Below are 24,017 nucleotides of genomic sequence, written 5' to 3' on the forward strand. Positions count from 1 at the left end.
GGTCACTTGCTCATACGCCGACTAGGCGGGTCTTACTCCGCGGTCGCAGCCTCGGCGGTGTCGCCCTCGGTCGCCTCGCCGGTCTCGGCGGTGTCACCCTCGAGCTGCTCGGCGGTCTGCGCCTGCGAGATGACCGCGAGCACGAAGTCGGGCTCGACGGCCAACTCTGTGCCGCTCGGCAGGTTGACGTCACCCGCGGTGACCTGGGAACCCGCCTCGAGGCCCTCGATGGACACGTCGAAGCCGGACGGCAGGTGCATCGCCTCGGCGACCACGGCCAGCGTGTTCGACTCGTTGACGACCAGGGTGTTGCGAGCGGCCTCGCCGACCAGCGTCACGGGGACGTCGACCTGGACCTTCTCGCCACGCTTGACGATGATGAGGTCGACGTGCTCGTAGGTGTCCTTGATCGGGTCACGCTGGATGGCCTTGGGCAGGGCCAGCGTGGCGCCGGAGGCACCGACGATGTCGATCGTGAACACGGTGTTGAGACCACCGTGCCGGATGGCGGCGGCGAACTCACGGGCCGGCAGCGCGATGTGCACCGGCTTCTCGCCGTGGCCGTAAAGCACGGCGGGCACCAAACCGGCCCGGCGCGTGCGGCGGGCACCACCCTTGCCGAACTCGGTGCGGGGCTCGGCGCTGATCTTTACCTCGGACACGGGGAAACTCCTGAAACTCTTGGATCGGGCTGCGACGTAGTCGGCGTTGCTTGCCTTTGCGGTGGTGCAATTCGGCAGTGTGTCGGTGGCTGACGGCCGCCGTCGGTGCTGATGGCCGTCGTCGGCGCTGCCGGGCAAGGGGCGCGCGGGGCACAGGCCCGGAGCACCGCGTCGATCACGGTGCCCCCGAAAATGGCTGCGAACCTCAGCAGACCGCGGGGCACCCTCGCCGTGGCAACCGCACTATCTTACCTACTGCGCGAGCGTACGGATCAGCGGGTCCGCCGCGGTCCGGCACTCTGCGCGAACTTCACCCGCCCGATGCAACTTGCACGGCGAAAACTCTGGTGTATGCCCCCATAAACCCGGCAAAGTTCCTCACCCGCGCGACGCGTGAATCACGAAACCGCCTTTCGCGGGATTGCCGCCGCCGCGGATCGTCAGCTCAGCCCGCCGAACAGGGTCGTCACCGAGCCGTCGTCGAACACCTCGCGGATCGCGCGGGCCAGCAGGGGCGCGATCGACAGCACGGTGATCTTGTCGAGCCGCTTCTCGGGCGGCAGCGGCAGCGTGTTGGTCACCACCAGTTCGCTGATCCGGCTGTTCTTCAGCCGCTCGGTCGCCGGGTCGGACAGCAGCGCGTGGGTCGACGCCACGATCACGTCGGCCGCGCCCTCCTCCCACAGGATGTCGGACGCCTTGGTGATCGTGCCGCCGGTGTCGATCATGTCGTCGACGATCAGGCAGACCCGGCCCTCGACCTCGCCCACCACGCGGTTGGCCACCACCTGGTTGGGCTTCAACGGGTCGCGGGTCTTGTGGATGAACGCCAGCGGGCAGCCGCCCAGCCGGTCGGTCCACCGCTCCGCCACCCGCACCCGGCCCGAGTCGGGCGCGACCACGGTCAGCGGGCGGCCGGCGTACTTCTTCTCGACGTGCTCGGCCAGGATGTCCATCGCGAACAGGTGGTCGACCGGACCGTCGAAGAAGCCCTGGATCTGCGCGGTGTGCAGGTCGACCGTGAGGATCCGGTTGGCGCCGGCGGTCTTCAGCAGATCGGCCACCAGGCGGGCCGAGATCGGCTCGCGGCCGCGGTGCTTCTTGTCCTGCCGCGCGTACGGATAGAACGGCAGCACGACGGTGATCCGCTTGGCCGACCCGCGCTTGAGCGCGTCGATCATGATCAGGGTCTCCATGACCCAGCGGTTGACGCCCTCGGTCATCGACTGCACGACGAACGCGTCCGAGCCTCGCACCGAATCCTTGAAGCGGACGAAAATCTCACCGTTGGCGAACTCGTACGAGTCGGCGGGGGTCGGCGCGACGCCGAGCACCTGGCCGATCTCCTCGGCCAGCTCCGGGAAACCCCGACCGGAGAAAAGCATCAGAGACTTACGGTTCTCCGCGACGATGCTGCCCATCGGCTCGCTACTCCCGTTGGATCGAGGGGGTGGGGGATGTGATTCGAGTGAAGTATCCCCCGCGGCCACTTTCCCGCCACGTTCCGCGCCCGTGGCGTGGGATGCCTCACCCTCGCCGGATCATTCCAGCTCAGGGGCGGTCCACCCCGCGGCGTGGGCGCGTCGGATTCCCGTCAGTGGCGGGCCGTCCCCTCAGCTAACCGCACCGGGTGCGAATCCGCCTGTCACTCGGCCGTGCTGATCTCGCCGCCCGCGTCCTTCTCGGCGATCGCGCGCTCGGCCGCCGCGGCCGAGACCGTGCCGGCCCGGCGCCGGGTCACCCAGTTCTCCACGTTGCGCTGCGGCGCCCGGGTCACGCCCAGGCTGCCCGCCGGCACGTTCTTCTGGATCGCGCTGCCGGCCGCCACGTACGCCCCCGGCTCGATCTCGACCGGCGCGATGAGCACCGTGTCCGAGCCGACGAACGCGGCCTCGCCCACCGTGGTGTGGCTCTTGTTGACGCCGTCGTAGTTGGCGAAGATCGTGCCCGCCCCGATGTTGGCCTTCGCCCCGATCGTGGCGTCCCCCACGTACGACAGGTGGGGAACCTTCGCGCCCTCGCCCAGCTCGGCGTTCTTCGTCTCGACGAAGCCGCCCACCTTGGCCTTGCGGCCCAGGCGGGTGCCCGGCCGCAGGAAGGAGAACGGGCCCACAGTGGCCTCGGGGCCGATCTCGGCCCCGATCGAGTGGGTCCGCAGCACCACCGCGCCCGCGCCCACGGTGGTGTCGATCAGGGTCGTGTCCGGCCCGACGATCGCGCCCGCGCCCACGGTCGTCTCGCCCAGCAGCTGCGAATTCTGATCGATCTCGGCGTCCGGCTCGAGCCGCACGGTCACATCGATCCAGGTGGTGGCCGGGTCGAGGATCGAGACGCCGGCCCGCATCCAGGCCTCGTTCACCCGGTCGCGCAGCAGCGCCCGCAGGCTCGCCAGCTCGGCCCGGTCGTTGCAGCCCAGCGTCTCGTCGGCGTCCGGCGCCACGAAGACCCCGACCGGGTGACCCACCGAGGCCAGGATCCCGAACACGTCGGTCAGGTATTCCTCGCCCTGGTCGTTGTCGGTCGACAGCTTCGACAGCGCCTCCCGCAGCGACGCCACGTCGAAGGCGTAGATGCCGGCGTTGATCTCGCGGATCGCGCGCACCTCGGCCGAGGCGTCCCGCTCCTCGACGATCCGCTCCAGGTTGCCCGCGGCGTCGCGCACGATGCGGCCCAGCCCGGTCGGGTCGCCCACCTCGGCCGCCAGGACGGTCGCGCCGCGCGCGCCGGACTCGTGCGCCTCGATCAGGCTGCCCACCGTCTCGGCCCGCAGCAGCGGCACGTCGCCGTTGAGCACCACGACGGTGCCGGTCACCTCGGGCACGGCCTCGAGCGCGAGGCGTACGGCGTGACCGGTGCCGTTCTGCTGGGCCTGGAGCACCGGCGTGGCGGCCGGCGCGACCTCGGCCAGGTGGGCCTCGACCTGCTTGGCCTTGTGCCCGACGACCACGATCGTCCGCTCCGCCCCGGCCGCCGCCGAGGCGCTCAGCACGTGCCCGACCAGGGTGCGCCCGAGCAGCGGGTGCAGCACCTTGGGGGTGGCGGACTTCATCCGCTTGCCTTCACCGGCGGCGAGGACGACGACGGTACGAGGGGCCTGACTCACGCGGTACTCCTGTGCTCGCTGTAGTCATTGAGGAAGTGGCGGCGACAACTCAGCCGCGGAAGAGTGCTCCCGGAAGAGGATTCGAACCCCTATAAACGGCACCAAAAGCCGCGGTCCTACCATTAGACGATCCGGGACCAAATGGGACATTCACCCATCGGGCGATGTCCACCGGTCACATCTTAGCGGCACACCCTCGACCACACCCGCCCCCGGCAGCGCGGGACCGTCACGGGGCGATGGCCTCGGAGCGAACCTGACAGGATGGCCGGGTGACGGATCCGGGCGAAGGCGACGGCAAACAGCGGCGGGCGCGGCCGGCGGCGGCCCCCCGGGTTCGCATGTCGGCCGCCCAGCGGCGGGAGCAGTTGATCGCCATCGGCCGTCAGCTGTTCGCCGAGCGGGGCTACGACGCCACCAGCGTGGAAGAGGTCGCGTCGCGGGCCAAGGTCTCCAAGCCGGTCGTCTACGAGCATTTCGGCGGCAAGGAGGGCCTGTACGCGGTCGTCGTCGACCGTGAGGTGCGGGCGCTGCTCGACCGGATCGCCACGGCGCTGACCGCGGGCCACCCCCGGGAACTGCTCGAACAGGCCGCTCTGGCCCTGCTCGACTACATCGAGGAAGAGCCGCACGGATTCCGGGTGCTCGCGCGCGAATCGCCCGTGCTGTCGCCGGCGGGCACCTTCTCGAGCGTGATGAACGACGTGGCCCACCAGGTCGAGCACATCCTGGGCGCCGAGTTCAAGTCCCGCGGCCTCGACCCGAAGTTCGCCGAGCTCTACTCGCAGGCCCTGGTCGGCATGGTCGCGCTGGTCGGCCAGTGGTGGCGCGAGGCCCGCAAGCCCAAGAAGGAGATGGTGGCCGCCCACCTGGTCAACCTGGCGTGGAACGGCCTGTCCCACCTCGAGGTCAAACCAACCCTGCTGACCCGCAAGACCCGCTAGGCCGCTGATTCTAAGAAGCGGTGGCGCGGGTCCCGTGCGCGGACCGCGACTCGGCCTGGGCCGCTTCCGGGGTGCCGACCTTGCCGTAGAGGCCCGCCGTCAGCACGATCAGCCCGAGCACCGTGAGCACGATCACGTTGACCATCGAGACGTTGAAGACGTTGGCGTCGGTCTGGATCATCGCCATCATGACCATCGCGTAGCCGGCCAGCGCCCAGCCCAGCACCAGCGTGACCTGGTGATAGAGGTTGCGGCCGACCAGCACGACGGCTAGCAGCACCACGCCCAGCAGCAGCGTGAGCCACGCCGTGGCCGGATTGGTGCGCAGGCCGAGCACCCAGTCGGAGCCGCGGTGGAAGAACGGGTCCCCGGCCGTCACGCCGAGGCCGATGGCGCCGAAGAGCGTCAGGTAGACCCCGGCGAGGAAGGCCAGGAAGCGGAAGACGGGACGCAGGGGGTGGTTGAGGGGGTAGTGCGCCATCAGGCCGTACGGCCCTCACGCACCTGCCGCGGGGCGCCGACCTCGGACTGCGGCGCCACCTTGAGGTAGAGGCCGGCGGTGATCAGCATGAGACCCACGAGGTAGGTCACCACGACCGTCGCGATGGTGAAGCCGAAGAAATTGGCGTCGGTGCGGCTGGTGGCCAGCTCGTAGCTGCCGACGACCAGGATGCCCCAGCCCAGGTATTTGTTGGCCTCGACGTCGAGGTTGCGGCCGATCGCGGCGGTGGCCAGCACGATCGCGCCCAGGACGACGGCGAGGATCGACCACAGCACGTTGGTGCCCTGGCCGAGGACTCGGACGTCGCTGGCGCCGGTGAAGCTCTCGCCCGACGTCTGGATCAGACCGATGACGCCGAACACGACCAGGTAGGCGCCGGCGACGAAGCTCAGCGCGCGGTAGAGAGGCCGCAGCGGGTGGTTGACCGGGGTGTGCGCCATGGTGTCCGTCTCCAAGGTCAGATGTTGTACCCGCCGATTCTCGCGTATTGCCCCCGAGCGGCGCAGGCACACCCCCCGGATCAGCTTCCGGGCACCTGCTCGGCCAGCTCGAGCCAGGCCTCCTCGACCTCGGTGCGCTCCTGCTGGACCGCCTTCAGCTGGGCGTCGAACTCCATGATCTTGTCGTAGTCGCTGCCGTGCTGGGCCAGCTTCTCGTTGATCTTGACTACGCGTTCGTCGAGCTTGGCCAGCTGCCGCTCGAGCCGGGTCAGGTCCTTGCGGGCCTGGCGCAGGTCGCCCGCGGAGAGGCCACTCGCGGCCTCTTTCGGTACGCCGGGAGCTGTCAGCCCGCCGCCGCCGCCACCGCCACCGCCACCGCCGGCGCCCGCGGCCGTGCGGGCGAGGTATTCGTCGATGCCGCCGGGCAGGTGCACGAGCCGGCCGTCGCCGAACATGCCGTACGCCGTGTCGGTGACCCGTTCGACCAGGTAGCGGTCGTGGCTGGCGACGATCATCGTGCCCGGCCACGAGTCGAGCAGGTCTTCCAGCGCGGCCAGCGTGTCGGTGTCAAGGTCGTTGGTGGGCTCGTCGAGCAGCAGCACGTTGGGCTCGGTGGCGAGCAGGCGCAGCAGCTGCAACCGGCGCCGCTCGCCGCCGGACAGGTCGCTGACCGGAGTCCAGATGCGCTTGTCGGTGAAGCCGAAGACCTCGGCCAGCTGACCGGCCGAGAGCTCGCGGTCGCCCAGCTTGACCCGCTTGGCCACCTCTTCGACGGCCTCGAGCAGGCGCAGGTCGCCCGGCAGCTCCTTCAATTCCTGGGACAGGAACGCGGCGCGCACCGTCGAGCCGGTCACCAGACGACCGCCGTCGGGCTTGGTGACGCCGGCCAGCAGTCGCAGCAGCGTGGTCTTGCCGGCGCCGTTGGCGCCCAGGACGGCGAACCGGTCGCCCGGGCCGACCTGCCAGGTCAGCCCGTCGAGGATCCGCTTGGGCCCGGCGTCGAGCGTCACGTCCTCGAGGTCGTAGACCTGCTTGCCCAACCGCGAGGTGGCGAGCCGCTGCAGGCTGACCTTGTCGCGCACGGGCGGCACGTCGGCGATCAGCGCGTTGGCGGCGTCGATCCGGAACTGCGGCTTCGACGTACGCGCCGGTGGGCCCCGCCGCAGCCAGGCGATCTCTTTGCGCAGCAGGTTCTGGCGACGGGCCTCGACGGCGGCGGCGACCCGCTGACGTTCGACACGGGCCAGCGTCCAGGCCGCGTAGCCGCCCTCGTACGCGAGCACCTGCTGGTCGGCGACCTCCCAGGTAGCCGTGCAGACCGCGTCGAGGAACCAGCGGTCGTGGGTGACGACGATGAGAGCGCCCCGGCGGGACAGCAGGTAGTGCGCGAGCCAGTCGACACCGGCCACGTCGAGGTGGTTGGTGGGCTCGTCGAGAATCAGCAGGTCGCTCTCGCGGACGAGCAGCGCGGCCAGCGCGACCCGGCGGCGCTCGCCACCCGACATCGGGCCGACCGGAGTGTCGAGGCCCAGGTAGCCCATGCCGAGGCCCTCGAGGATGGCCCGCACGCCGGCGTCGCCGGCCCACTCGTGCTCAGCCCCCATGCCCTCGGACAGCCAGGCGGTGCCGAGCACGACGTCGCGCACGGTCGCCTCGGCGGCCAGGGTGAACGTCTGGGGCAGGCTGGCCACCCGCAGGTCGCGCCGGTGGGTGACCCGGCCGGAGTCGGGTTCCTCACTCTTGGCGAGCAGCCGGAGCAGCGTCGACTTGCCGGCGCCGTTGAGGCCGACGATGCCGATGCGGGCGTCGTCGTCGAGCCCGAGAGAAACGTCGGTGAGAAGCTGGCCGGCGGCGCCGTAACCCTTGCTCACCCGGTCAAGGTTGATGATGTTCGCCACGATGCTTCCTAGGTTACCCGCGCCCCCGGCATCGGACCGCGCGCGGTGACCGCGTCGCGGCACACCCCCGCGGCGTTGAGGCCGGCGGCGACCCGGCCCGCGTGGGCGGCGTCGGTAGCGAGGAACACGCAGGTCGGCCCCGACCCGGAGACCAGACCGGTGACCGCGCCGGCCTCGCTGCCCGCCTTGAGCACGTCGGCCAGTTCGGGCCGCAGCGCGAGCGCGGCCGGCTGAAGGTCGTTGCCGAGCGCGGCCCCGAGCACCTCGGGGTTGCGCTGGCGCAGCGCGGACATCAGCTCGTCGGCGTCGCCCAGCGCCTTCGGCGGCCAGGAGCCGTCGCGCAACTCGTCGAGTTTGCGGTAGACCTCGGGCGTCGACAGCCCGCCCTCGGCCACGGCCACCACCCAGTGCCACGTGGTGGGCCGGGCCAGGATCGGGCTGATCGCCTCGCCGTGCCCGGTGCCGAGCGCGGTGCCACCGTGCAGCAGGAACGGGATGTCGGAGCCGAGCGTGGCCCCGATCTCGGCCAGCTCTTCCCGGGCCAGGCCGGTGCCCCACAGCAGGTCGCAGGCGATCAGCGTGGCCGCCGCGTCGGCGCTGCCCCCGGCCAGGCCACCGGCGAGCGGGATGCTCTTACGCAGGTGCAGCCGCGCGTAGGCCGGCACCCGCGTGCGCGCCGCCAGGGCCTTGGCGGCCCGGATGATCAGGTTGGTCTCGTCGAGCGCGAGCGCCCCCGTGCCCTCGCCCTCCATCGTCAGCGTGAGCGTGTCGCCCGCGCGCGCGGTCAGCTCGTCGAACAGGCTGATCGCGTGGTAGACGGTGTTGAGCTCGTGGAAACCGTCGGCCCGCAGCGGCCCCACGCCCAGGTGCAGGTTGATCTTTGCCGGCACCCGCACCCGAACCGGCCCGTGATGCCGCCGCGGCTCGTCGTCATCCGGTCCCCAGGCCTCGGTCACGGAGTGATTTCCCGAATCGGGAGCTTGATGTCGAACGGCGCGCTCAGCGCCAGTTCGGTCTCCGAATCGGCGACCAGGGTGTAGCTGTCGCCGACCAGGTCGTAGGCGAAGACGTGAAGAGGTTCCTGCTCGATTCGCCAGTAATGCGGGATGCCCGCAGCGGCGTATTCGACGGGCTTCTCCAGCCGATCGCGCCTCTTTGTGCCAGGAGACACGACTTCGACGGCGAGAATTACCTTCTCAGCCTTGGAGTAATGACGTTTGCCCGCGACTTCGGCATCGACGAGGAGCACATCCGGCTCGAACGTGGTGTCCAGCGACAAGGCGACTCCAGTCGCCATGCTGGCGCGCAGGCCGTCCGGCGCGTGCTGGCGCAGCCAGAACCAGAGCAAACCTGCGATGTCCTGATGATCGTAGGTGGGGGAAGGAACCACGATCATGACTCCATCGCGAAGCTCGACGCGGGGGGCGTCATCGGGAAGGCCTAGGACGTCTTCCATGGTGTAGTCGGCCAAGCGCTGGCGAAGCGGGTTGGGCGACCACATGACATGACCGGCCGGTTCTGCGGTCATGAGTCCACCTCCTCGTGCTGCGCGTCGGACGGGCTGAGCTTACCGCCGGAGAGCGACAGTTTTGCTGCCCCGGCGATCGCGGCGAACTGGGCGACGGTCAGCGACTCGCCGCGGGCCTGAGGGCTCACCCCGGCCGCGACCAGCAGCTTCTCAGCCCGGTCGGCGCCACCGGCCCAACCGGCCAGCGCGGCCCGCAGGGTCTTGCGGCGCTGGGCGAAGGCAGCGTCGACCACGGCGAAGACATCCGTTCGATCGACACCGGGCGGGGCGGCGTGGCGGGTGAAGGCGACCAGACCCGAGTCCACATTGGGCACCGGCCAGAAGACGGCCGGCGGCACCTTGCCGGCCGCACGGGCCTGCGCGTACCAGGCCAATTTGACCGATGGGACCCCGTACACCTTGGATCCCGGACCGGCGACCAGCCGGTCGGCGACCTCTTTCTGCACCATCACCAGGCCGCCGCGCAGACTCGGCAGCTCGGCCAGCAGATGCAGCACCACCGGCACGGCCACGTTGTAGGGCAGGTTCGCCACCAGCATCGTGGGCGCCGGGTCGAAGTCGGCCCCACGCACGCGCATCGCGTCGGCGTTGTGCACGGTCAGATGGGCAGCCGTCACCGTCCCGGGCAGGGCGGCCGCCAGCCGGGGGTCGATCTCGACCGCGTGCACGTGCCGCACCGCGCCGACCAGGCCCAACGTCAGCGAGCCGAGCCCGGGACCGACCTCGAGCGCCACGTCGTCGGGGGTCAGACCGGCGGCCGCCACGATGCGGCGGATCGTGTTCGGGTCGTGCAGGAAGTTCTGGCCGAGCTTCTTCGTGGGGGCCACGCCGAGACGCGCCGCCAGTTCCCGGATCTCCGCCGGGCCGAGAAGTGCGTCAGCCATGGTCGGAAAGCCTAGTCGGGGTACGAACGAGCGCATGACGCAGTTGCTGGAGTTGCGGGCAACTGGGCGCCAGGGCCTGGTCGACGGCTGACGCCAGGACCGGAGCCCGGCAGAACCTAACGCCAGGGGCCGAAGACACGTTCGCCGTTGGCCGAGATGGCGGCGCACAGCTCGTCGAGGTCGTCGCCGCGGGTAGCGGCCAGCGCCCGCACGGTCAGCGGGATCAGGTACGACGCGTTGGGCCGCCCGCGGTGCGGCATGGGGGTCAGGTAAGGCGCGTCGGTCTCCACCATGATCTGCCCGGCCGGCGTGCGGGCCGCGGCCTCGCGCAGGTCGGCCGCGTTGGCGAAGGTGACCGTCCCCGCGAAACTCAGGTGGAACCCCCGGCGTACGCACTCGGCCGCGAACACCGCGTCACCCGAGAAGCAGTGCATGACCACCGTCTCGGGCGCGCCTTCGGAGTCGAGCACCCGCAGCACGTCCTCGTGCGCGTCCCGGTCGTGGATGATCAGCGCCTTGCCGTACCGCTTGGCGATCGCGATGTGCCCCCGGAAGCTCGCCTCCTGGGCGGCACGGCCCTCCTGGCCCGTACGGAAGGTGTCGAGGCCCGTCTCGCCGATGCCCCGCACGCGCGGCTGCTGGGCCAGCGCCTCGATCGCCCGCAGCGATTCGTCCAGGTCGGACAGCAATGGGGCCTCGTTCGGGTGCAACGCGACCGCGGCCAGCACCGACGGGTGGCGCGCGGCCAGTTCGGCGCCCCACCGCGAGGACGGCTCGTCCACGCCCACCTGCACGATCCGGTCCACTCCGGCCTTGGCTGCCGCGGTAAGCAGCGACTCGACCGGGTCGGCGGCCTCACCGCCGGGCACGCCGGCCTCCTGAATGGTCAGGTCCAGATGGGTGTGGCTGTCGAAGACGGGCACGGCCAGCGGCTCGGGCGGCGGGGGAAACTCGCCGGCCCGGCGGCGGGCCTTCTCGCGGCGGGATTCCGAAGGTGACGATGACATGTGAGACATTCTGCACTTCGACCTGGTGGACACCGGCTGTTCACCAGACATCCACCGCTGTTGACTACCTTGCGCCGGGTGACTGTGACCGGCGAGGACAGCGTCATGGAGGCCGATCCGCTCGAGCCCCCGCTCTCCGCACCGCTGAGGCGCGACCTCGGCTGGGCCCAGGTCCAGTCGATGAGCCAGTCGGCCAACTACCGCGACGATCCCGTCCTGCGCCAGATCCGGGCGACGGCGGCGGTCCGGCGCGGCACCCGCATGATCAAGGTGCTCTCGCCGGCGCAGGTCTCCGGGCATCTGGGCGGCTGGCTTCCGTACGGCTTCTGCTACCGCGCCTGCGACGTCGCCCATCTGAGCGACTCGCGCGACCTCGCCCTGCTCGGCACCGACGGCGTCACCGACTCCGAGGTGGCGTACGCCCTGCGCTGGCGGGCCGTCGACCCGCTCGACTACGAGGTGCCCGGCGGCCCGTCTCAGCCCGGCCTGGCCATGCTTCAGGCGCACAACCGGGTCGGCGCCATGATCCTGGGCACCGGCTTCACGCCCAGCAACTCCGAACTCATCCCGGAATACATCACAGCCGGGTTCGCCGACCTGCCGATCCCGGCCAACTCGCAGATCATCGCTCACCTGCCCGGCGGCGAGGAGGTCATCCTCTACACCTACCAGCCGGAGCAGAACGGCTGGTTGCGGCTGGCCGGCCCCCGCTGGCGGGGCCTGCTCGACAACCTGCCCGGCGTCAGCCCCGACCGCGAATACGTGCCCTGCACGACCACGGGCTCGGCCCGCCTGGTCGGCCAGATCAAGGGCAAGGAGTACGAGGCGGTCGCCGACCCGCCCGAGGAGTTCCGGGTGCGCGCTCTTACCCGGGCCGCCCGCTATCCGGTCTCGACGCTCAGCCGCCGGGCCGAGCAGGCTCTGTGGCGCGGCACGCCGTGCTGGGTGTTGCAGCGTGACGAGGCCTGGGCCCGGCTGCGGCTGGTGCGGCCGGACAACGATTCGCTGCAGCACACCGGAGCGCGCTGCTACGAGCGGGGCGTCTACGAGTCGTGGGCGCCGGTGGGTGAGCTGCTCGACCACCACATCGCCGATATTCCGTACGTGCTGTAGCCATCAACGCCGAAGCCGGCGTCACCCCGCGAGGGGTGACGCCGGCTTCGCTGTCTGCCAACCGGTCAGCTGATACGCCGGTCGTAGTTGCCGTTGCTTTCAGCGTTGAGGTTTCCGGCCCAGTCCATGACCACCACTCCGATGCTGAGCTGCCCCTTGGGCGGCGTGCTCTTGAGCGCGGCCGAGAACTTGCCGTTCGACGGCTTCACCGGAATGAAGCAGACGGAGATGTTGGTGCTTGCCGTGATAGTGATCCACTTCTTCTTCGACGGGGCGTAGCAGACCACCGTGTTGTTGCTCTTGCCGACGAAGGCGCCGATGATCACTTCCTTGACACCCGACCCGGTGTCCCCCACGGTGCCCTTGATCGACTTCCACGACTTGGCCTTGCCCGCGTTCGCCGGCGGAGTGACCTTGGCGGTCGGTCGCGCGGTGTCCGGCTTCAGCGTGACCTTGCCGACGACCTGCGGAGTGGCGGCGCCGTACTTGTTGTAGGCGGTCGCCTTCAGGATCTTCGTGCCCTTGGGGACCAGGTAGTTGTTCGGGGTGGCGTAGTAGTACCGCGTGATCTTCTGCTTCTTGGGCTTGGAGATCACCGTCGCCCGCCCGTCGCCCCAGGCCACCGTGATCTTGGTGGCGCCGGACGGCACGCTGAGCAGCTCCCAGACGAACTTCTGGCCGTGGAAGACCGACGTCCGGCTGAGCTTGTACCTCACCGACGACGGCACGACGGTCGGCCCGACCGACTTGACGACCTTCTTGTTGCCCGCGGCGTCGGTCAGCGTCAGCGTGATCGGCTTCTTGCCGGACGACTTGTACGTGTGGACCACGGTCTTGGCGCTCGTGCTCACGGTCGAGCTCGAGCCGTCACCCCAGGTGACCACGCGCTTGATCTGAGCGGCCGTACTCACGTTGTCCGCGATGCCGGTCAGGGTCAGCGTGACCGACTGGCCGGGGAAGATGCTCCACCGGTTCGGCGCGAACGTGCCCGACGGCGCGGTCTTGTCCGCGGGCGGCGGCGGAGTGGTGGTCGGCGGCGGCGGCGTCGTGACCGGCGGCGGCGTGTTCGGCGGCGGCGTGACCGGCGCGCTCGTCTCGGTCGGCGGCTCCGTCGTGGCGGGCGGCGGCGTTTCCGTGACCGGCGGCGTGGTGGCCGGCAGGTCCGTCGGAGGCGGCGTCGTTACGGGCGCCGTGGTGGCCGGCTCCGTACTGGGAGTGCTCGTCGACTCCGGCGCGCCGGGCGGCGGCGGTTCGGCGAGGGCCGGCGCGGCGAAGATGCCCCCGCCGACCAGGAACGCTCCACTGACGACGGCCGCGAGCAGCGGACGTGAGAGGCGAGACTTCAAGGAAATGCTCCTTCGAGGGGTTGAAACCGCACGAAGGGGACGCAGAGATACCACTCCGATAGAACGGAGCCGTATCGATGAAACGCTGGTGTTCCCCCGTGGAGCGCCGACGGTACCTGATCAACATCACGGGGATCAATCCCATAAACGGACCAGGCCCGTCCGCACCTTCGTGCGGACGGGCCCGGCGTCTGGCCGAGATCACCCTGCTAGACGAGCCAGCTCCTCCTCGATCACGGACGGCTCGAGCTTGCGGAACACCGGCTTCGGGGCGGCCAGCGGCGTGCCGGCCACCAGCGGCACCGATTCCCAGCGCGCGCCGATCGTGTAGTCGCCGGTGAGCACCGGGTAGGACGGGCCGCCGTCGAGGTCGTCGACCTGCTCGATGCTCGGCATCGGCGCGTGCACGCCCTCGCCGCCGAGCAGCTCGAAGACCTTCTGGGCGGAGTGCGGCAGGAACGGGGTCAGCAGCGTGTTGGCGTCGCTGACGACCTGGAGCGCGACCGCGAGGACAGTGCCCTGGCGAGGCTTCTGCTCCTCGGACTTGAGCTTCCAGGGCGCCTGGTCGGACAGGTATTTGTTGGCCTCGGCGACCACCTTCATGGCCTCGCCGATGGCCGCCTTCTGCCGGTGCTTGCCGATCAGCTCGCCGACCGTCGCGAAGCCCGTCCGGGCCACGGCCAGCAGGGCTTCGTCCTCCGGCGTGAGTTCACTCACGGCCGGGATGGCGCCGAAGTTCTTGGCGGCCAACGAGATCGACCGGTTGACCAGATTGCCCCAGCCCGCCACCAGTTCGTCGTTGTTGCGCCGGACGAACTCGGCCCAGGTGAAGTCGGTGTCGTTGGACTCGGGACCGGCGACCGCGATGAAGTAGCGCAGCGCGTCGGCGTCGTAGCGCTCCAGGAAGTCGCGCACGTAGATGACGACCCGGCGCGACGAGGAGAACTTCTTGCCCTCCATGGTCAGGAACTCGCTGGAGACCACCTCGGTGGGCAGGTTGAGCCGGCCCAGCTCGCCCGGGTCGCCGCCCTTGTCACCCTCGCCCGAGTAGCCGAGCAGCAGCGCCGGCCAGATCACCGAGTGGAAGACGATGTTGTCCTTGCCCATGAAGTAGTAGCCCAGGGCGTCCTTGCCGTCGCCGTCGGCCGACCACCACTTACGCCACGCCTCGGGCTCGCCGGAGCGGCGAGCCCACTCGATCGAGGCCGACAGGTAGCCGATGACCGCGTCGAACCACACGTAGATGCGCTTGTCGTTGCGGTCGCGCCAGCCGTCGAGCGGGATCGGCACGCCCCATTCGAGGTCGCGCGTGATCGCCCGCGGCTGCAGGTCGTCGAGCAGGTTGCGCGAGAACTTCAGGACGTTCGGCCGCCAGTTCTCGCGCTGGTCGAGCCAGTTGCCGATGGCCTCGGCGAAGGCCGGCAGGTCGAGGAAGAAGTGCTCGGTCTCGACGAACTCCGGGGTCTCGCCATTGATCTTGGAGCGGGGATTGATGAGCTGTTCGGGGTCGAGCTGGTTGCCGCAGTTGTCGCACTGGTCGCCGCGGGCGCTGTCGTAACCGCAGATGGGGCAGGTGCCCTCGATGTAGCGGTCGGGCAGGGTGCGCCCGGTCGACGGGGACCGCGCGCCCAGCGTCGTGCGCTTGACGATGTAGCCGTTGCGCTCGAGCGCGGTGAACAGCTCCTGCACCACGGCGTAGTGATTACGCGTGGTGGTGCGGGTGAACAGGTCGTAGCTCAGGCCCAGACCGTGCAGGTCTTCGACGATCACCCGGTTGTAGCGGTCGGCGAGCTCGCGCGCGGTCACCCCCTCGGCGTCGGCCTGCACCTGGATCGGCGTGCCGTGCTCGTCGGTGCCCGAGACCATGAGCACGTCGTGGCCGGCCATCCGCATGTACCGGCTGAAAACGTCGGAGGGCACCCCGAAGCCGGAGACATGACCGATGTGGCGCGGGCCGTTGGCGTAGGGCCAGGCGACCGCGGCGAGAACATGACTCATGAGGACTAAGAGTAGTGAGCGGCGGGGGCGGCGAGCGAACGGATTCGTTCTGCCCTCCGCGAGATCCGTATTTATCACGACACGCCCGATTCAAAACGCCGCACTCACCCGCCCGCGTAGTCCAATGGACCCGTGCCCGGAGACACGCCACAACCTGGGGAAACGCCTCGCAGCGAAGGCGACCCGTGGTCGTTCGCCGATCCCGACGCGGCCTGGTGGCGCGGCGAGACCGACCGCTCGGCCGGGGACCCGCTGCCCGCACCCGCCCGCCACCCCCGCCGACGGCCCGCCCAGGCCGCCGAACAGGCGGCCGGCGGCACCGGCGTGCTGCTCCCGCCCGAGTCCGTGCCCCGCACGGGCGCCGCAGCCGAGGCGCACGCCGCCGGAGCCCAGGACGTGGCCGAGGAGCTCGGCCCGGCCCGCGCCCCGCGCGCCGCCGCCGAGCCCCTGGCCGTGGCATTGCCGGCGGTCGAGCGCGACCACGACCGCCCCGACCCGCACCGGTACGACCCCCTGCGCCCCGCAGCGGGCCATGTAGCCCGGAAGTCACCCGAAACAGTGGCCGCCGACGCCCCGCCACCGGCGCCCCAGGCCGCACCGACGCCGCCGCCAACGTCCCAGACCTTAGTTGCACCGGCTGCCGCGTCCCAGAGCTCGGTGACACCGGCGGCCGCGTCCCAGCCCTTCGCGACGACGCCTGCCGCGTCCCAGACCCAGACCTCGGTCACGCCGCCTGCCACGTCTCAAGGCTCAGTAGCGCCGCTGGCCGCGTCTCACGGCTCAGTAACGCCGCCGGCCGCGTCTCAGGGCTCAGTAACGCCGCCGGCCACCGCGCGGACGACAGTCACGCCGCCACCCGCGCCGAAGGCCGCAGGCACGCAGCCACCCGCGCCTCAGACCGTGACGAAGCCGCCAACGCCGCAGGCCTCGACGACGCCGCCGGCGCCCCAGGCCTCAGCGACGACATCCGCGCCTCGGGCCTCGGCAACGCCGCCCACCGCGGAGGCCGCCGTCGTGCCATCACCGGTTTCGAAGGCCGCGGCCGTGCCGCCGCCCGCTCCGAAGCCCCCGGTCACCCCGGCTCCGAAGACCCCGGCCCCGAAGGCCACCGTCACCCCGCCGCCGGACGACGTGATGGTGCTGCCCGAGCCGAGCCTGCGCCACCGCCCGACCGTGCCCCTGGACCGCCCGATGCCCGCCCGGCCCCGTCAGGGCGGCCCGCGTCCCACCGAGCCGCTGCCCCCGCCGACCGGCTCGCCGGCCACCGACGCCCGCCTGGAACGTCTGGAGAACTCCCCGTTCTGGCGCGGAACCTCGACCGACGACACGATCGAGGTTCCGCCCGGCGAGGAACCCCCGCCCGCGCTGACCCGGCCCCGCCATCGGGGCACCGGACGAGCCGCCCGCAAGCGCACCGGCCGGCCGGTCTCGGCCCAAGTTTCGCTGGTGGCGCTGGGCCTGGTGGCGGCGTTTTTCGCCTGGGTCAGCGCCGAGCCCTTCTGGCTCGCGGTCGGCCACGGCGACCACGGGTACGCCACCACGACGCAGTGCACCGGCGACGGTGTCACCCAGCGCTGTGCCGGCCGGTTCGCCGACGCCGACGGCCGCTACACGATCACTCAGGTGCGCCTGCTCGGCGTGGAAGGGCAAGCGCGCCAGCCGGGCGCGGTCACTCCGGCCCGCATGGTCAGTCCGGACAGCCTCCAGGCGTACGTCGGAGGGACCGGCGCCCTGCTCCAGCTGCGCTGGATGCTCGGCTTCGCGCTCGTGCTGCTCTGCGGCTACGCCATCGCGGGGGTGACGAAGGCGCGGCGGCTCGACACCGCCAAGGCCCGCCGAGCCGCCGTGCTCCTCAGCCTGGCCGGCCCACTGGCGCTCCTGGCCGGCTTCCTGGCCGCCGCCTACTGACCGCCCCGCACAAACGGCAGCCGCCACCGACCCCGCCACACCAAACGGCAGCCGCCACCGACCCGCCGCGCGACCGGCAGCCGCCACTGACCATGTCGCGCGACCGGCAGCCGCCACTGACCACGGTGTGGCGGCCGGAGCTGCCTACTGGCCGTGCACCAGCGCGTACACCTCACGCTTGCGGATGCCGTATTCCTCGGCCACCGCCTGGATGGCGTCGCGCCGGGATGAACCGGCCGCCTCGCGCTCGGCCACCGCGGCTCGCAGGTCGTCGTCGGCCGGGCGCTCGGCCGGACGCGGCGGGGCGCCCCCGACCACCACGGTGATCTCGCCCCGCGGCTCCTCGCGGGTGGCCCAGGCGGTCAGCTCGGCCAGGGTGTCGCGCCGGATCTCCTCGTACGTCTTGGTGAGCTCGCGGCAGACCGCGGCCGGCCGCTCGTCGCCGAAGGTGGCCGCCGCGTCGGCCAGCATGCCCGTGATGCGGTGCGGCGCCTCGAAGAAGACCACAGTGCGGGGCTCGGCGGCCAACTCCCGCAGGCGCGAGCGGCGGTGGGAGCCCGTACGGGGAAGGAAGCCCTCGAAGACGAAGCGGTCGCTCGGCAGCCCGGAGAGCGCCAGCGCCGTCGTCACCGCACTCGGCCCGGGCGCGGCGGTGACCGGGTAGCCCGCGTCCAGGGCCGCGCGGACCAGCCGGAAGCCCGGGTCGGAGACACTCGGCATGCCGCCGTCGGTGACCACCGCGACCACAGCCCCGCCGGCCAGGGCTTCGACCAGTTCGGGCGTACGCCGCTCGTCGTTTCCCTCGAAGTACGAGACGACCCGCCCGCTGACCGTCACGCCCAGATCCCGGGTCAGCCGGGCCAGCCGGCGCGTGTCCTCGGCCGCGATCACGTCGGCGGTCGACAGCACCTCGCGTAGCCGGGCCGAGGCGTCGCCGACGTTGCCCAGCGGGGCGCCGAGCAGAACCACCCGGCCTTTCTCTGTCGAGTCCACCGCGAAAGTCCATCACACGCCCGGACGCGGTGACGGCAGGCGTCACCTTCCGGGCACACGCCCTACGATCGCGGGGTGACTACGGCGCCCACGACGGAGACTGAACTCACCCCGGAACCGCCCGCGGCGGCCGAGTCCGGGGGTGTCCGCGGCGTCCCCGAGGTCGTCCGGCGCCGGCTGAGCACGCTCGACAACTGGCTCAACCCGCACTCGTGGCTGGTGACCGCCGTCGTCGTGGCGATCGCGGCCGTCCTGCGGCTCAACGGGATCAGCAACCCGAAGGGCTACATCTTCGACGAGGTCTACTACCCGACCGACGCCTGGGACATGTTGCAGCACGGCGTCGAGTGGGACGAGAAGACCGACAGCGCGGCCTACGTGGTGCATCCGCCGCTGGGCAAGTGGCTGATCGCCCTCGGCGAGATGCTGTTCGGCAACACCGAGCTGGGGTGGCGCTTCCCGGCCGCGATCGCCGGCACGGTCATGATCCTCATCCTGATCCGGGTCGCCTACCGGCTGTTCCACTCGGTGCTGCTGGCCGGGCTGGCCGGGCTGCTCATGGCGCTCGACGGCTTCCAGCTGGTGCTGTCGCGCACGTCGCTGCTCGACATCTTCCTGGCCACGTTCCTGCTCGCCACCTTCGCCGCGCTGGTGCTCGACCGCGACCACTACCGCCGCCACCTGCTGCGGGCGCTCGAGAACGGCTACGAACCGGACAAGACTCCGTACGTGCCGCGGATCGTCCCGTGGTGGATGCTGACCGCCGGCGTGCTGTTCGGCCTGGCCTGCGGGGTGAAGTGGAGCGCGCTGTTCTTCGCGCCGTTCCTGGCCGGTCTGGTGATCGTCTGGCGAACCCAGGCGCGCCGCTCGGCCGGGGTGCGCGGCCCCTTCCTGGCCGGCGTCATCGGCGACCTGGGCTGGCTGTTCCTCAGCTTCGTGCTCACCTTCGTCGTCTACCTGGCCAGCTGGACCGGCTGGTTCGTCACCGACACCGGCTACTTCCGGCACTACCGCGAGGCCAACGGGCTCAGCGAGCCGCCGGTCATCGGCGCCCTGCTCAACCTGTGGCACTACCACCACGAGGCGTACACGTTCCACAGTGGCCTCACCGAGCGACACGTCTATCAGTCCTGGCCGTGGCAGTGGCTGCTGCTCGGGCGGCCGGTCGCGTTCTACTGGAACAACGGTGGCGACTGCGGCGCCACGAGCTGCGCCCGCGAGATCCTGCTGCTGGGCACGCCGGTGCTGTGGTGGTCGTTCCTGCCCGCGCTGGCCGGCGTGGTGTGGTTCGGGCTGGCCCGCCGCGACTGGCGCGCCTGGGCGATCCTGGTGCCGGCGGCGGCCGGGTTACTGCCGTGGTTCTACTACGCGGTCAAGGACGGCCGCACGATGTTCTCGTTCTACGCCCTGCCGGCCCTGCCGTTCCTGATCCTGGCCGTCGTCTACGTGCTGGGCGCGATCATGACACCGCCGCAAGGCATCGCCACGGGCTCGGCCCGGACGGACCGCCAGCTGGTGGGCACGGTGGTGGCCGCGGCCTACATCGTGCTGGTGGCCCTCTGTTTCGCCTACTTCTATCCCGTTTTCGTGGGATCGGCCATTCCGTACGAAAGCTGGTCGAACCGCATGTGGCTGGGCGGCCGCTGGATCTGACGCCGTCCGCTCGATCGAGCCGCCGCTGTGGGCACACCTCACGCGGCGGCTCGCTGCCGTTTCCGGTGGGTGAGAGAAAGCCGCGAGCTCGACCGGCGCGACAAAGAACAGGCGGCGCGGGGAACAGAAGGCGGAGAAAGTAAGAGCGCGCCCCGATCGCCTGCCACGGGGGAAGCGGGCGATAGGGGCGCGCAAGGTGAAGTTTAACCACCTCGGATGACCAATTCAACGGGTGACCGAGAGAACTTTCAAATTTCGATCACGCACAGGAAGGACAACTTGGACATAGTGGTATATTCTCGTTAAGACGCGCAATTAGGGCCGTGAACGAGCTTCGCCATTTTGCCTCTTTCATTGTCGCCAATGCGACAGGAAACAAATGCGGGAAACGGCGTAACCTTCGGCCTTCCGCCATTCCGATGCAGCTCAGCGATGTGCGCCCGGACGTGGCACAGATGACCTGCCATCTGGTCAAACGCTGGCGCTCATCATTTCGGTTGATTTCCGGGAAACGATCATCCGTCACTCACCAGAGTGAGTATTACCAAGATCGCTATTTATCTTTTTAAGCTCGCCGCGTGACTTCGCAGGAGCCAGAAAACCCGCATTTCGTTGCGACCGATGTCCTCGCGACCGAGGTGATCTCCGTCGAGGTGCCCGCCCCGGTCTTCGTGGACAGCACCGGCCGCCGTAGCCGGTTCTTGCGGCGGATCGCGTACGCCTTCGGCGTGCTGGTCATGCTGTACGGCGGACTGATCAGCGTCAGCCTCGCCGGCGGACCGGTCCGCTCCAGCGCCGTGCTGCCGCTGCCCGGTCTCGAGCCCGAAAAGAAGGAGACACCGGCCCCCAAGCCGCCCGACCCCACGCCGACGCCCGCTCCGACTCCGACTCAGGTGTCGCGGGCCCTGTCCGTCGCCGACCCGCTGCCGCGCCGCGCGACCGCACGGCCGCAGACACCCCGGCTGGAATCCACGCGGACGCCGACGGCGACGCGGAAGCCCACGCCGACCCGATCGGCCGTCAAGCCGAAGCCGGTCACGCCCACGAAACAGCCGGAGTCGACCACCACGACCAAGCCGACGGAGAACCCGCCGGTGCAGAACCCGCCGGTCGAGACCCCGCCCACGGACACCACCACCCCGCCGGTCGACACGAATCCGCCCCCGCCGGCGCCACCCGGCCCGGAGGGGGCAGGCGGCGCCGGCGGTGGAACCGGTGATGCCGGCGGTGGAACCGGTGATGCCGGTGGCGGATCCGGTGGCGCCGGTGGCGGAACCGGCGTCGACAAACCGACGAGCGCGAGCCCGAGCCCGACCGGCTCGGGCTCGTCCGCCTCTGGGGGCAGCACAAGCTCCGGCAACGGCGGCGGCTCCGGCAGCAGCGGCTCCGGCAGTGGATCGGCCGGCAGCGGAGGGTCGGCCGGCGGTTCGTCCAGCACAGGCTCGAGCGACGGCGACACCACCCCGGAATCGGCCATCGACCTCGTCCTGGCCCGCGACGACGACCTGACTTCCAAGGTGCTCCAGTGAACTCCCACACCCCCGCCCACAAGGCCCCGGCGCCCAACACCCCGCCGCCCATGCCCGCCCGCCGCCAGCGCACCCGCGGCCGCGGCCCGGTCCGCCGCCGTCTGCTCCCCCGCCCCCGCGTGCTGCTCGGCACCCTGCTCGTGGTCGTCTTCGTGGCCGTCCTGGTCGTCCAGGCCTACGTGAACGCCGAGTTCAAGGGCGACCACGTCGAGACCGAGGTGGGCGACAACGTCACCGTCCCGGCCGAGATCCTCAACGGCGGACCGGTCATCAACACCACCGGCGGCCAGGAGAGCACGAGCCGCATGCCGCCCAAGACCATCGCGCTCACCTTCGACGACGGCCCGGATCCGGTGTGGACGCCGCGGGTGCTCGACGTGCTGAAGGAGAACGGCGCGCACGGCACGTTCTTCGTGGTCGGCTCCGAGGTGGCTCGGCATCCCGACCTGGCCAAGCGGGTCACCGACAACGGCAACGAACTCGGGCTGCACACCTTCACCCACCCCAACCTGCAGCTGCTCGCCCCCTGGCGGCGCACCCTGGAGCTCTCCCAGACCCAGGTCGCGATCGCCCGGGCCACCGGCGTGCACACCAACCTGGCCCGCTTCCCCTACTCGTCGAAGAACGCCGCGATCGACGACGAGAACTGGAAGCTCATCAAGAACGCGGGCCGGCAGGGTTACCTGGTCGTCGTCAACGACACCGACAGCCAGGACTGGCAGCGGCCCGGCGTCGAGCAGATCATCAAGAACGCGACCCCGGCCGGCGAGAGCTCGGCCGTCATCCTCTTCCACGACGCCGGCGGCGACCGGCAGCAGACCGTCGACGCGCTCCGGAAGTTCATCCCGATGATGAAGGCGCGGGGCTACCAGTTCACGACGGTCACAGAGGGCCTCAACCGCACGATCGAGCAGAGCAACACGGCCGCGGCGGCCGGCGCGAAGCCGGTGCCGAAGCTGCCGGAGAACCCGGACGCCGCCGGCAGCGACGTCTGGCGTGGCAGTGCCGTGATCTGGACCGTGCGACTGGCCGACGGTCTGGTGTGGGCGATCGCCATCCTGTTCCTGATCGTCGGCGCGCTCACCATCGGCCGTACGGCGTTGTTGCTGTTGCTCGCGACCCGGCACACCCGGCAGCGCCGCAAGCCCGGCTGGAGCTGGGGTCATCAGGTGACCGAGCCGGTGTCGGTGATCGTGCCCGCGTACAACGAGAAGGAGGGCATCGAGGCCGCCGTGCAGTCGCTGGCCGGCGGCGACTATCCGCACATCGAGGTCGTGGTCGTCGACGACGGATCCACCGACGGCACCGCCTCGCTGGTGGAGCAGATGCGGCTGCCCAACGTACGGGTGGTCCGCGTGCCCAACGGCGGCAAGTCGAACGCCCTGAACACCGGGATCGCCCTCGCCCGGCACGACCTCATCGTCACGGTCGACGGCGACACGATCTTCGAGCCGGATTCGATCCGCAATCTGGTGCAGCCGTTCGCCGACCCGTCGGTGGGCGCCATCGCCGGCAACGTCAAGGTCGGCAACCGCGAGAAGATGGTCGCCGCCTGGCAGCACATCGAGTACGTGATCGGCTTCAACCTCGACCGCCGCCTCTACGAGGTGCTGGGCATCATGCCGACCGTGCCCGGCGCGATCGGCGCGTTCCGCCGCGAGGCGCTGGCCCAGGTCGGCGGGATCAGCGACGAGACGCTGGCCGAGGACACCGACGTCACCATGGCCATGCTGCGGCAGGGCTGGCGGGTCGTCTACACCGAGGACGCGAAGGCGTGGACCGAGGCGCCGGCCACCTTGGAGCAGCTCTACCGTCAGCGCTACCGCTGGAGCTACGGCACCATGCAGGCGATGTGGAAGCACCGCCGGGCCCTGTTCGACAAGGGCCCGTCGGGCCGGTTCGGCCGGATCGGCCTGCCCTTCCTGGCCCTGTTCGGCGTGGCCCTGCCGATGCTCGCGCCGGTGGTCGACATCATGCTCCTCTACGGCCTGGTCTTCTGGGAGCTCGAGGAGACCATGGTGGCCTGGCTGGGCATGCTCGCCCTCCAGCTGTTCACGGCGGCGGTGGCGTTCCGCTTCGACAAGGAGTCGCTCAAGCCGCTGTGGCGATTGCCGTTGCAGCAGTTCGCGTACCGGCAGCTGATGTATCTGGTGCTGATGCAGTCGGCGACCACGGCCATGACCGGCGGCCGGCTGCGGTGGCACAAGCTGCACCGGGCCGGGCTCGGCGCTCGGGCGGGCACAGTGCCGCCGCCCCCGCCGCCGCCGATGACCACGGTCGCACCGGTCGTCGACACGTGGCCGTCGACCCTGGGTCAGGGCCGGCCGGACACGCACCCGGCCGCGGGCCGCGCGGTCGCCCGCCCCGCGGTGCCGACCCAGGCCATCCGCGACCTGGACCCCGAGGACCTTCCGTCAGCCGGCTCGCCCCCGGGTGGCGGATCCGGCCCGGTCTACACCGGGTAGACGCGTCGGCCCGCGCCCGCTCGAACTGCAGCCGAGCGAGGCGC

20 protein-coding genes and 1 tRNA gene are annotated in these 24,017 nt (G+C 70.6%); 7 read left to right on the forward strand and 14 right to left on the reverse strand.

The features are described from left to right. Window positions 1–32: 32 nt before the first annotated feature. The 4 genes from LXN57_RS05900 to LXN57_RS05915 form a co-directional block, all read right to left on the reverse strand. Window positions 33–662 carry a 50S ribosomal protein L25/general stress protein Ctc gene (locus tag LXN57_RS05900; protein WP_251797002.1) on the reverse strand — a complete coding sequence of 210 codons (630 nt, stop codon included), beginning with the start codon at window positions 660–662 and terminating at the stop codon, window positions 33–35. Window positions 663–1,102: 440 nt separating this feature from the next. Then, window positions 1,103–2,083, reverse strand: a complete 981-nt coding sequence (locus tag LXN57_RS05905; RefSeq protein WP_221375508.1) for a ribose-phosphate diphosphokinase — start codon at window positions 2,081–2,083, stop codon at window positions 1,103–1,105. A 224-nt stretch (window positions 2,084–2,307) separates the two neighbouring features. Continuing rightward, window positions 2,308–3,765 (reverse strand): bifunctional UDP-N-acetylglucosamine diphosphorylase/glucosamine-1-phosphate N-acetyltransferase GlmU, encoded by a 1,458-nt coding sequence (glmU, locus tag LXN57_RS05910; RefSeq protein ID WP_251797003.1) that lies wholly within the window; start codon window positions 3,763–3,765, stop codon window positions 2,308–2,310. A 66-nt stretch (window positions 3,766–3,831) separates the two neighbouring features. Further along, window positions 3,832–3,902 (reverse strand) — tRNA-Gln (locus LXN57_RS05915). 204 nt (window positions 3,903–4,106) lie between these two features. Between LXN57_RS05915 and LXN57_RS05920 the strand changes: the two genes are divergently transcribed. Then, entirely contained in the window at window positions 4,107–4,709 is a 603-nt protein-coding gene (locus LXN57_RS05920; protein ID WP_251797029.1) for a TetR/AcrR family transcriptional regulator, read from the forward strand. A 10-nt stretch (window positions 4,710–4,719) separates the two neighbouring features. Here LXN57_RS05920 and LXN57_RS05925 read toward each other — a convergent pair whose 3' ends face one another. From LXN57_RS05925 to LXN57_RS05955, 7 genes are all read right to left on the reverse strand, one after another. After that, window positions 4,720–5,190, reverse strand: a complete 471-nt coding sequence (locus LXN57_RS05925) for a DUF4383 domain-containing protein (protein ID WP_251797004.1) — start codon at window positions 5,188–5,190, stop codon at window positions 4,720–4,722. Beyond that, window positions 5,190–5,651: a DUF4383 domain-containing protein gene (locus LXN57_RS05930; RefSeq protein ID WP_251797030.1), complete on the reverse strand. Its 462-nt coding sequence runs from the start codon at window positions 5,649–5,651 to the stop codon at window positions 5,190–5,192. Before LXN57_RS05930 ends, LXN57_RS05925 begins: the two co-directional genes overlap by 1 nt. Before the next feature lie 80 nt (window positions 5,652–5,731). Then, entirely contained in the window at window positions 5,732–7,549 is a 1,818-nt protein-coding gene (locus LXN57_RS05935; protein WP_251797005.1) for an ABC-F family ATP-binding cassette domain-containing protein, read from the reverse strand. A gap of 8 nt (window positions 7,550–7,557) precedes the next feature. Beyond that, window positions 7,558–8,505: a 4-(cytidine 5'-diphospho)-2-C-methyl-D-erythritol kinase gene (locus LXN57_RS05940; RefSeq protein WP_251797006.1), complete on the reverse strand. Its 948-nt coding sequence runs from the start codon at window positions 8,503–8,505 to the stop codon at window positions 7,558–7,560. After that, window positions 8,502–9,077 carry a Uma2 family endonuclease gene (locus LXN57_RS05945; RefSeq protein WP_251797007.1) on the reverse strand — a complete coding sequence of 192 codons (576 nt, stop codon included), beginning with the start codon at window positions 9,075–9,077 and terminating at the stop codon, window positions 8,502–8,504. The genes LXN57_RS05940 and LXN57_RS05945 overlap by 4 nt, the downstream gene beginning before the upstream one ends. Next, window positions 9,074–9,961, reverse strand: a complete 888-nt coding sequence (rsmA, locus tag LXN57_RS05950) for a 16S rRNA (adenine(1518)-N(6)/adenine(1519)-N(6))-dimethyltransferase RsmA (protein WP_251797008.1) — start codon at window positions 9,959–9,961, stop codon at window positions 9,074–9,076. Before rsmA ends, LXN57_RS05945 begins: the two co-directional genes overlap by 4 nt. A 116-nt stretch (window positions 9,962–10,077) precedes the next feature. Then, window positions 10,078–10,977 (reverse strand): TatD family hydrolase, encoded by a 900-nt coding sequence (locus LXN57_RS05955; RefSeq protein ID WP_251797009.1) that lies wholly within the window; start codon window positions 10,975–10,977, stop codon window positions 10,078–10,080. Between the two features lie 69 nt (window positions 10,978–11,046). Between LXN57_RS05955 and LXN57_RS05960 the strand changes: the two genes are divergently transcribed. After that, window positions 11,047–12,081 (forward strand): hypothetical protein, encoded by a 1,035-nt coding sequence (locus LXN57_RS05960; protein ID WP_251797010.1) that lies wholly within the window; start codon window positions 11,047–11,049, stop codon window positions 12,079–12,081. A 65-nt stretch (window positions 12,082–12,146) separates the two neighbouring features. On the opposite strand, the gene LXN57_RS05965 is transcribed toward LXN57_RS05960, so the two are convergent. After that, window positions 12,147–13,427 carry a PKD domain-containing protein gene (locus LXN57_RS05965; protein ID WP_251797011.1) on the reverse strand — a complete coding sequence of 427 codons (1,281 nt, stop codon included), beginning with the start codon at window positions 13,425–13,427 and terminating at the stop codon, window positions 12,147–12,149. A 201-nt stretch (window positions 13,428–13,628) separates the two neighbouring features. Next, a complete protein-coding gene (metG, locus tag LXN57_RS05970) occupies window positions 13,629–15,425 on the reverse strand; it encodes a methionine--tRNA ligase (RefSeq protein ID WP_251797012.1) in 1,797 nt (598 codons plus the stop codon). 132 nt (window positions 15,426–15,557) lie between these two features. Between metG and LXN57_RS05975 the strand changes: the two genes are divergently transcribed. Continuing rightward, window positions 15,558–17,333, forward strand: a complete 1,776-nt coding sequence (locus LXN57_RS05975; RefSeq protein WP_251797013.1) for a hypothetical protein — start codon at window positions 15,558–15,560, stop codon at window positions 17,331–17,333. Between the two features lie 144 nt (window positions 17,334–17,477). Here the strand turns inward: LXN57_RS05975 and rsmI are convergent, their stop codons facing one another. Next, on the reverse strand, window positions 17,478–18,326 hold the full coding sequence (gene rsmI, locus LXN57_RS05980; RefSeq protein WP_251797014.1) for a 16S rRNA (cytidine(1402)-2'-O)-methyltransferase: 849 nt from the start codon (window positions 18,324–18,326) through the stop codon (window positions 17,478–17,480). Between the two features lie 75 nt (window positions 18,327–18,401). Here rsmI and LXN57_RS05985 point away from each other — a divergent pair, with 75 nt between their 5' ends. From LXN57_RS05985 to LXN57_RS06000, 4 genes are all read left to right on the forward strand, one after another. Beyond that, the gene (locus LXN57_RS05985; RefSeq protein ID WP_251797015.1) at window positions 18,402–19,979 is read left to right on the forward strand and encodes a dolichyl-phosphate-mannose--protein mannosyltransferase; all 1,578 of its coding nucleotides are present in this window, start codon (window positions 18,402–18,404) and stop codon (window positions 19,977–19,979) included. A 323-nt stretch (window positions 19,980–20,302) separates the two neighbouring features. Then, window positions 20,303–20,548, forward strand: a complete 246-nt coding sequence (locus LXN57_RS05990) for a hypothetical protein (RefSeq protein WP_251797016.1) — start codon at window positions 20,303–20,305, stop codon at window positions 20,546–20,548. Window positions 20,549–20,557: 9 nt separating this feature from the next. Further along, window positions 20,558–21,508 (forward strand): hypothetical protein, encoded by a 951-nt coding sequence (locus LXN57_RS05995; RefSeq protein WP_251797017.1) that lies wholly within the window; start codon window positions 20,558–20,560, stop codon window positions 21,506–21,508. Window positions 21,509–21,558: 50 nt separating this feature from the next. Further along, complete coding sequence (locus LXN57_RS06000; RefSeq protein WP_251797031.1) at window positions 21,559–23,973, forward strand: bifunctional polysaccharide deacetylase/glycosyltransferase family 2 protein; 2,415 nt, start codon at window positions 21,559–21,561, stop codon at window positions 23,971–23,973. The last annotated feature ends 44 nt before the right edge of the window (window positions 23,974–24,017 follow it).

Origin of the sequence: Paractinoplanes hotanensis, assembly GCF_023717965.1 — a bacterium.
Classification (GTDB): domain Bacteria; phylum Actinomycetota; class Actinomycetes; order Mycobacteriales; family Micromonosporaceae; genus Actinoplanes; species Actinoplanes polyasparticus.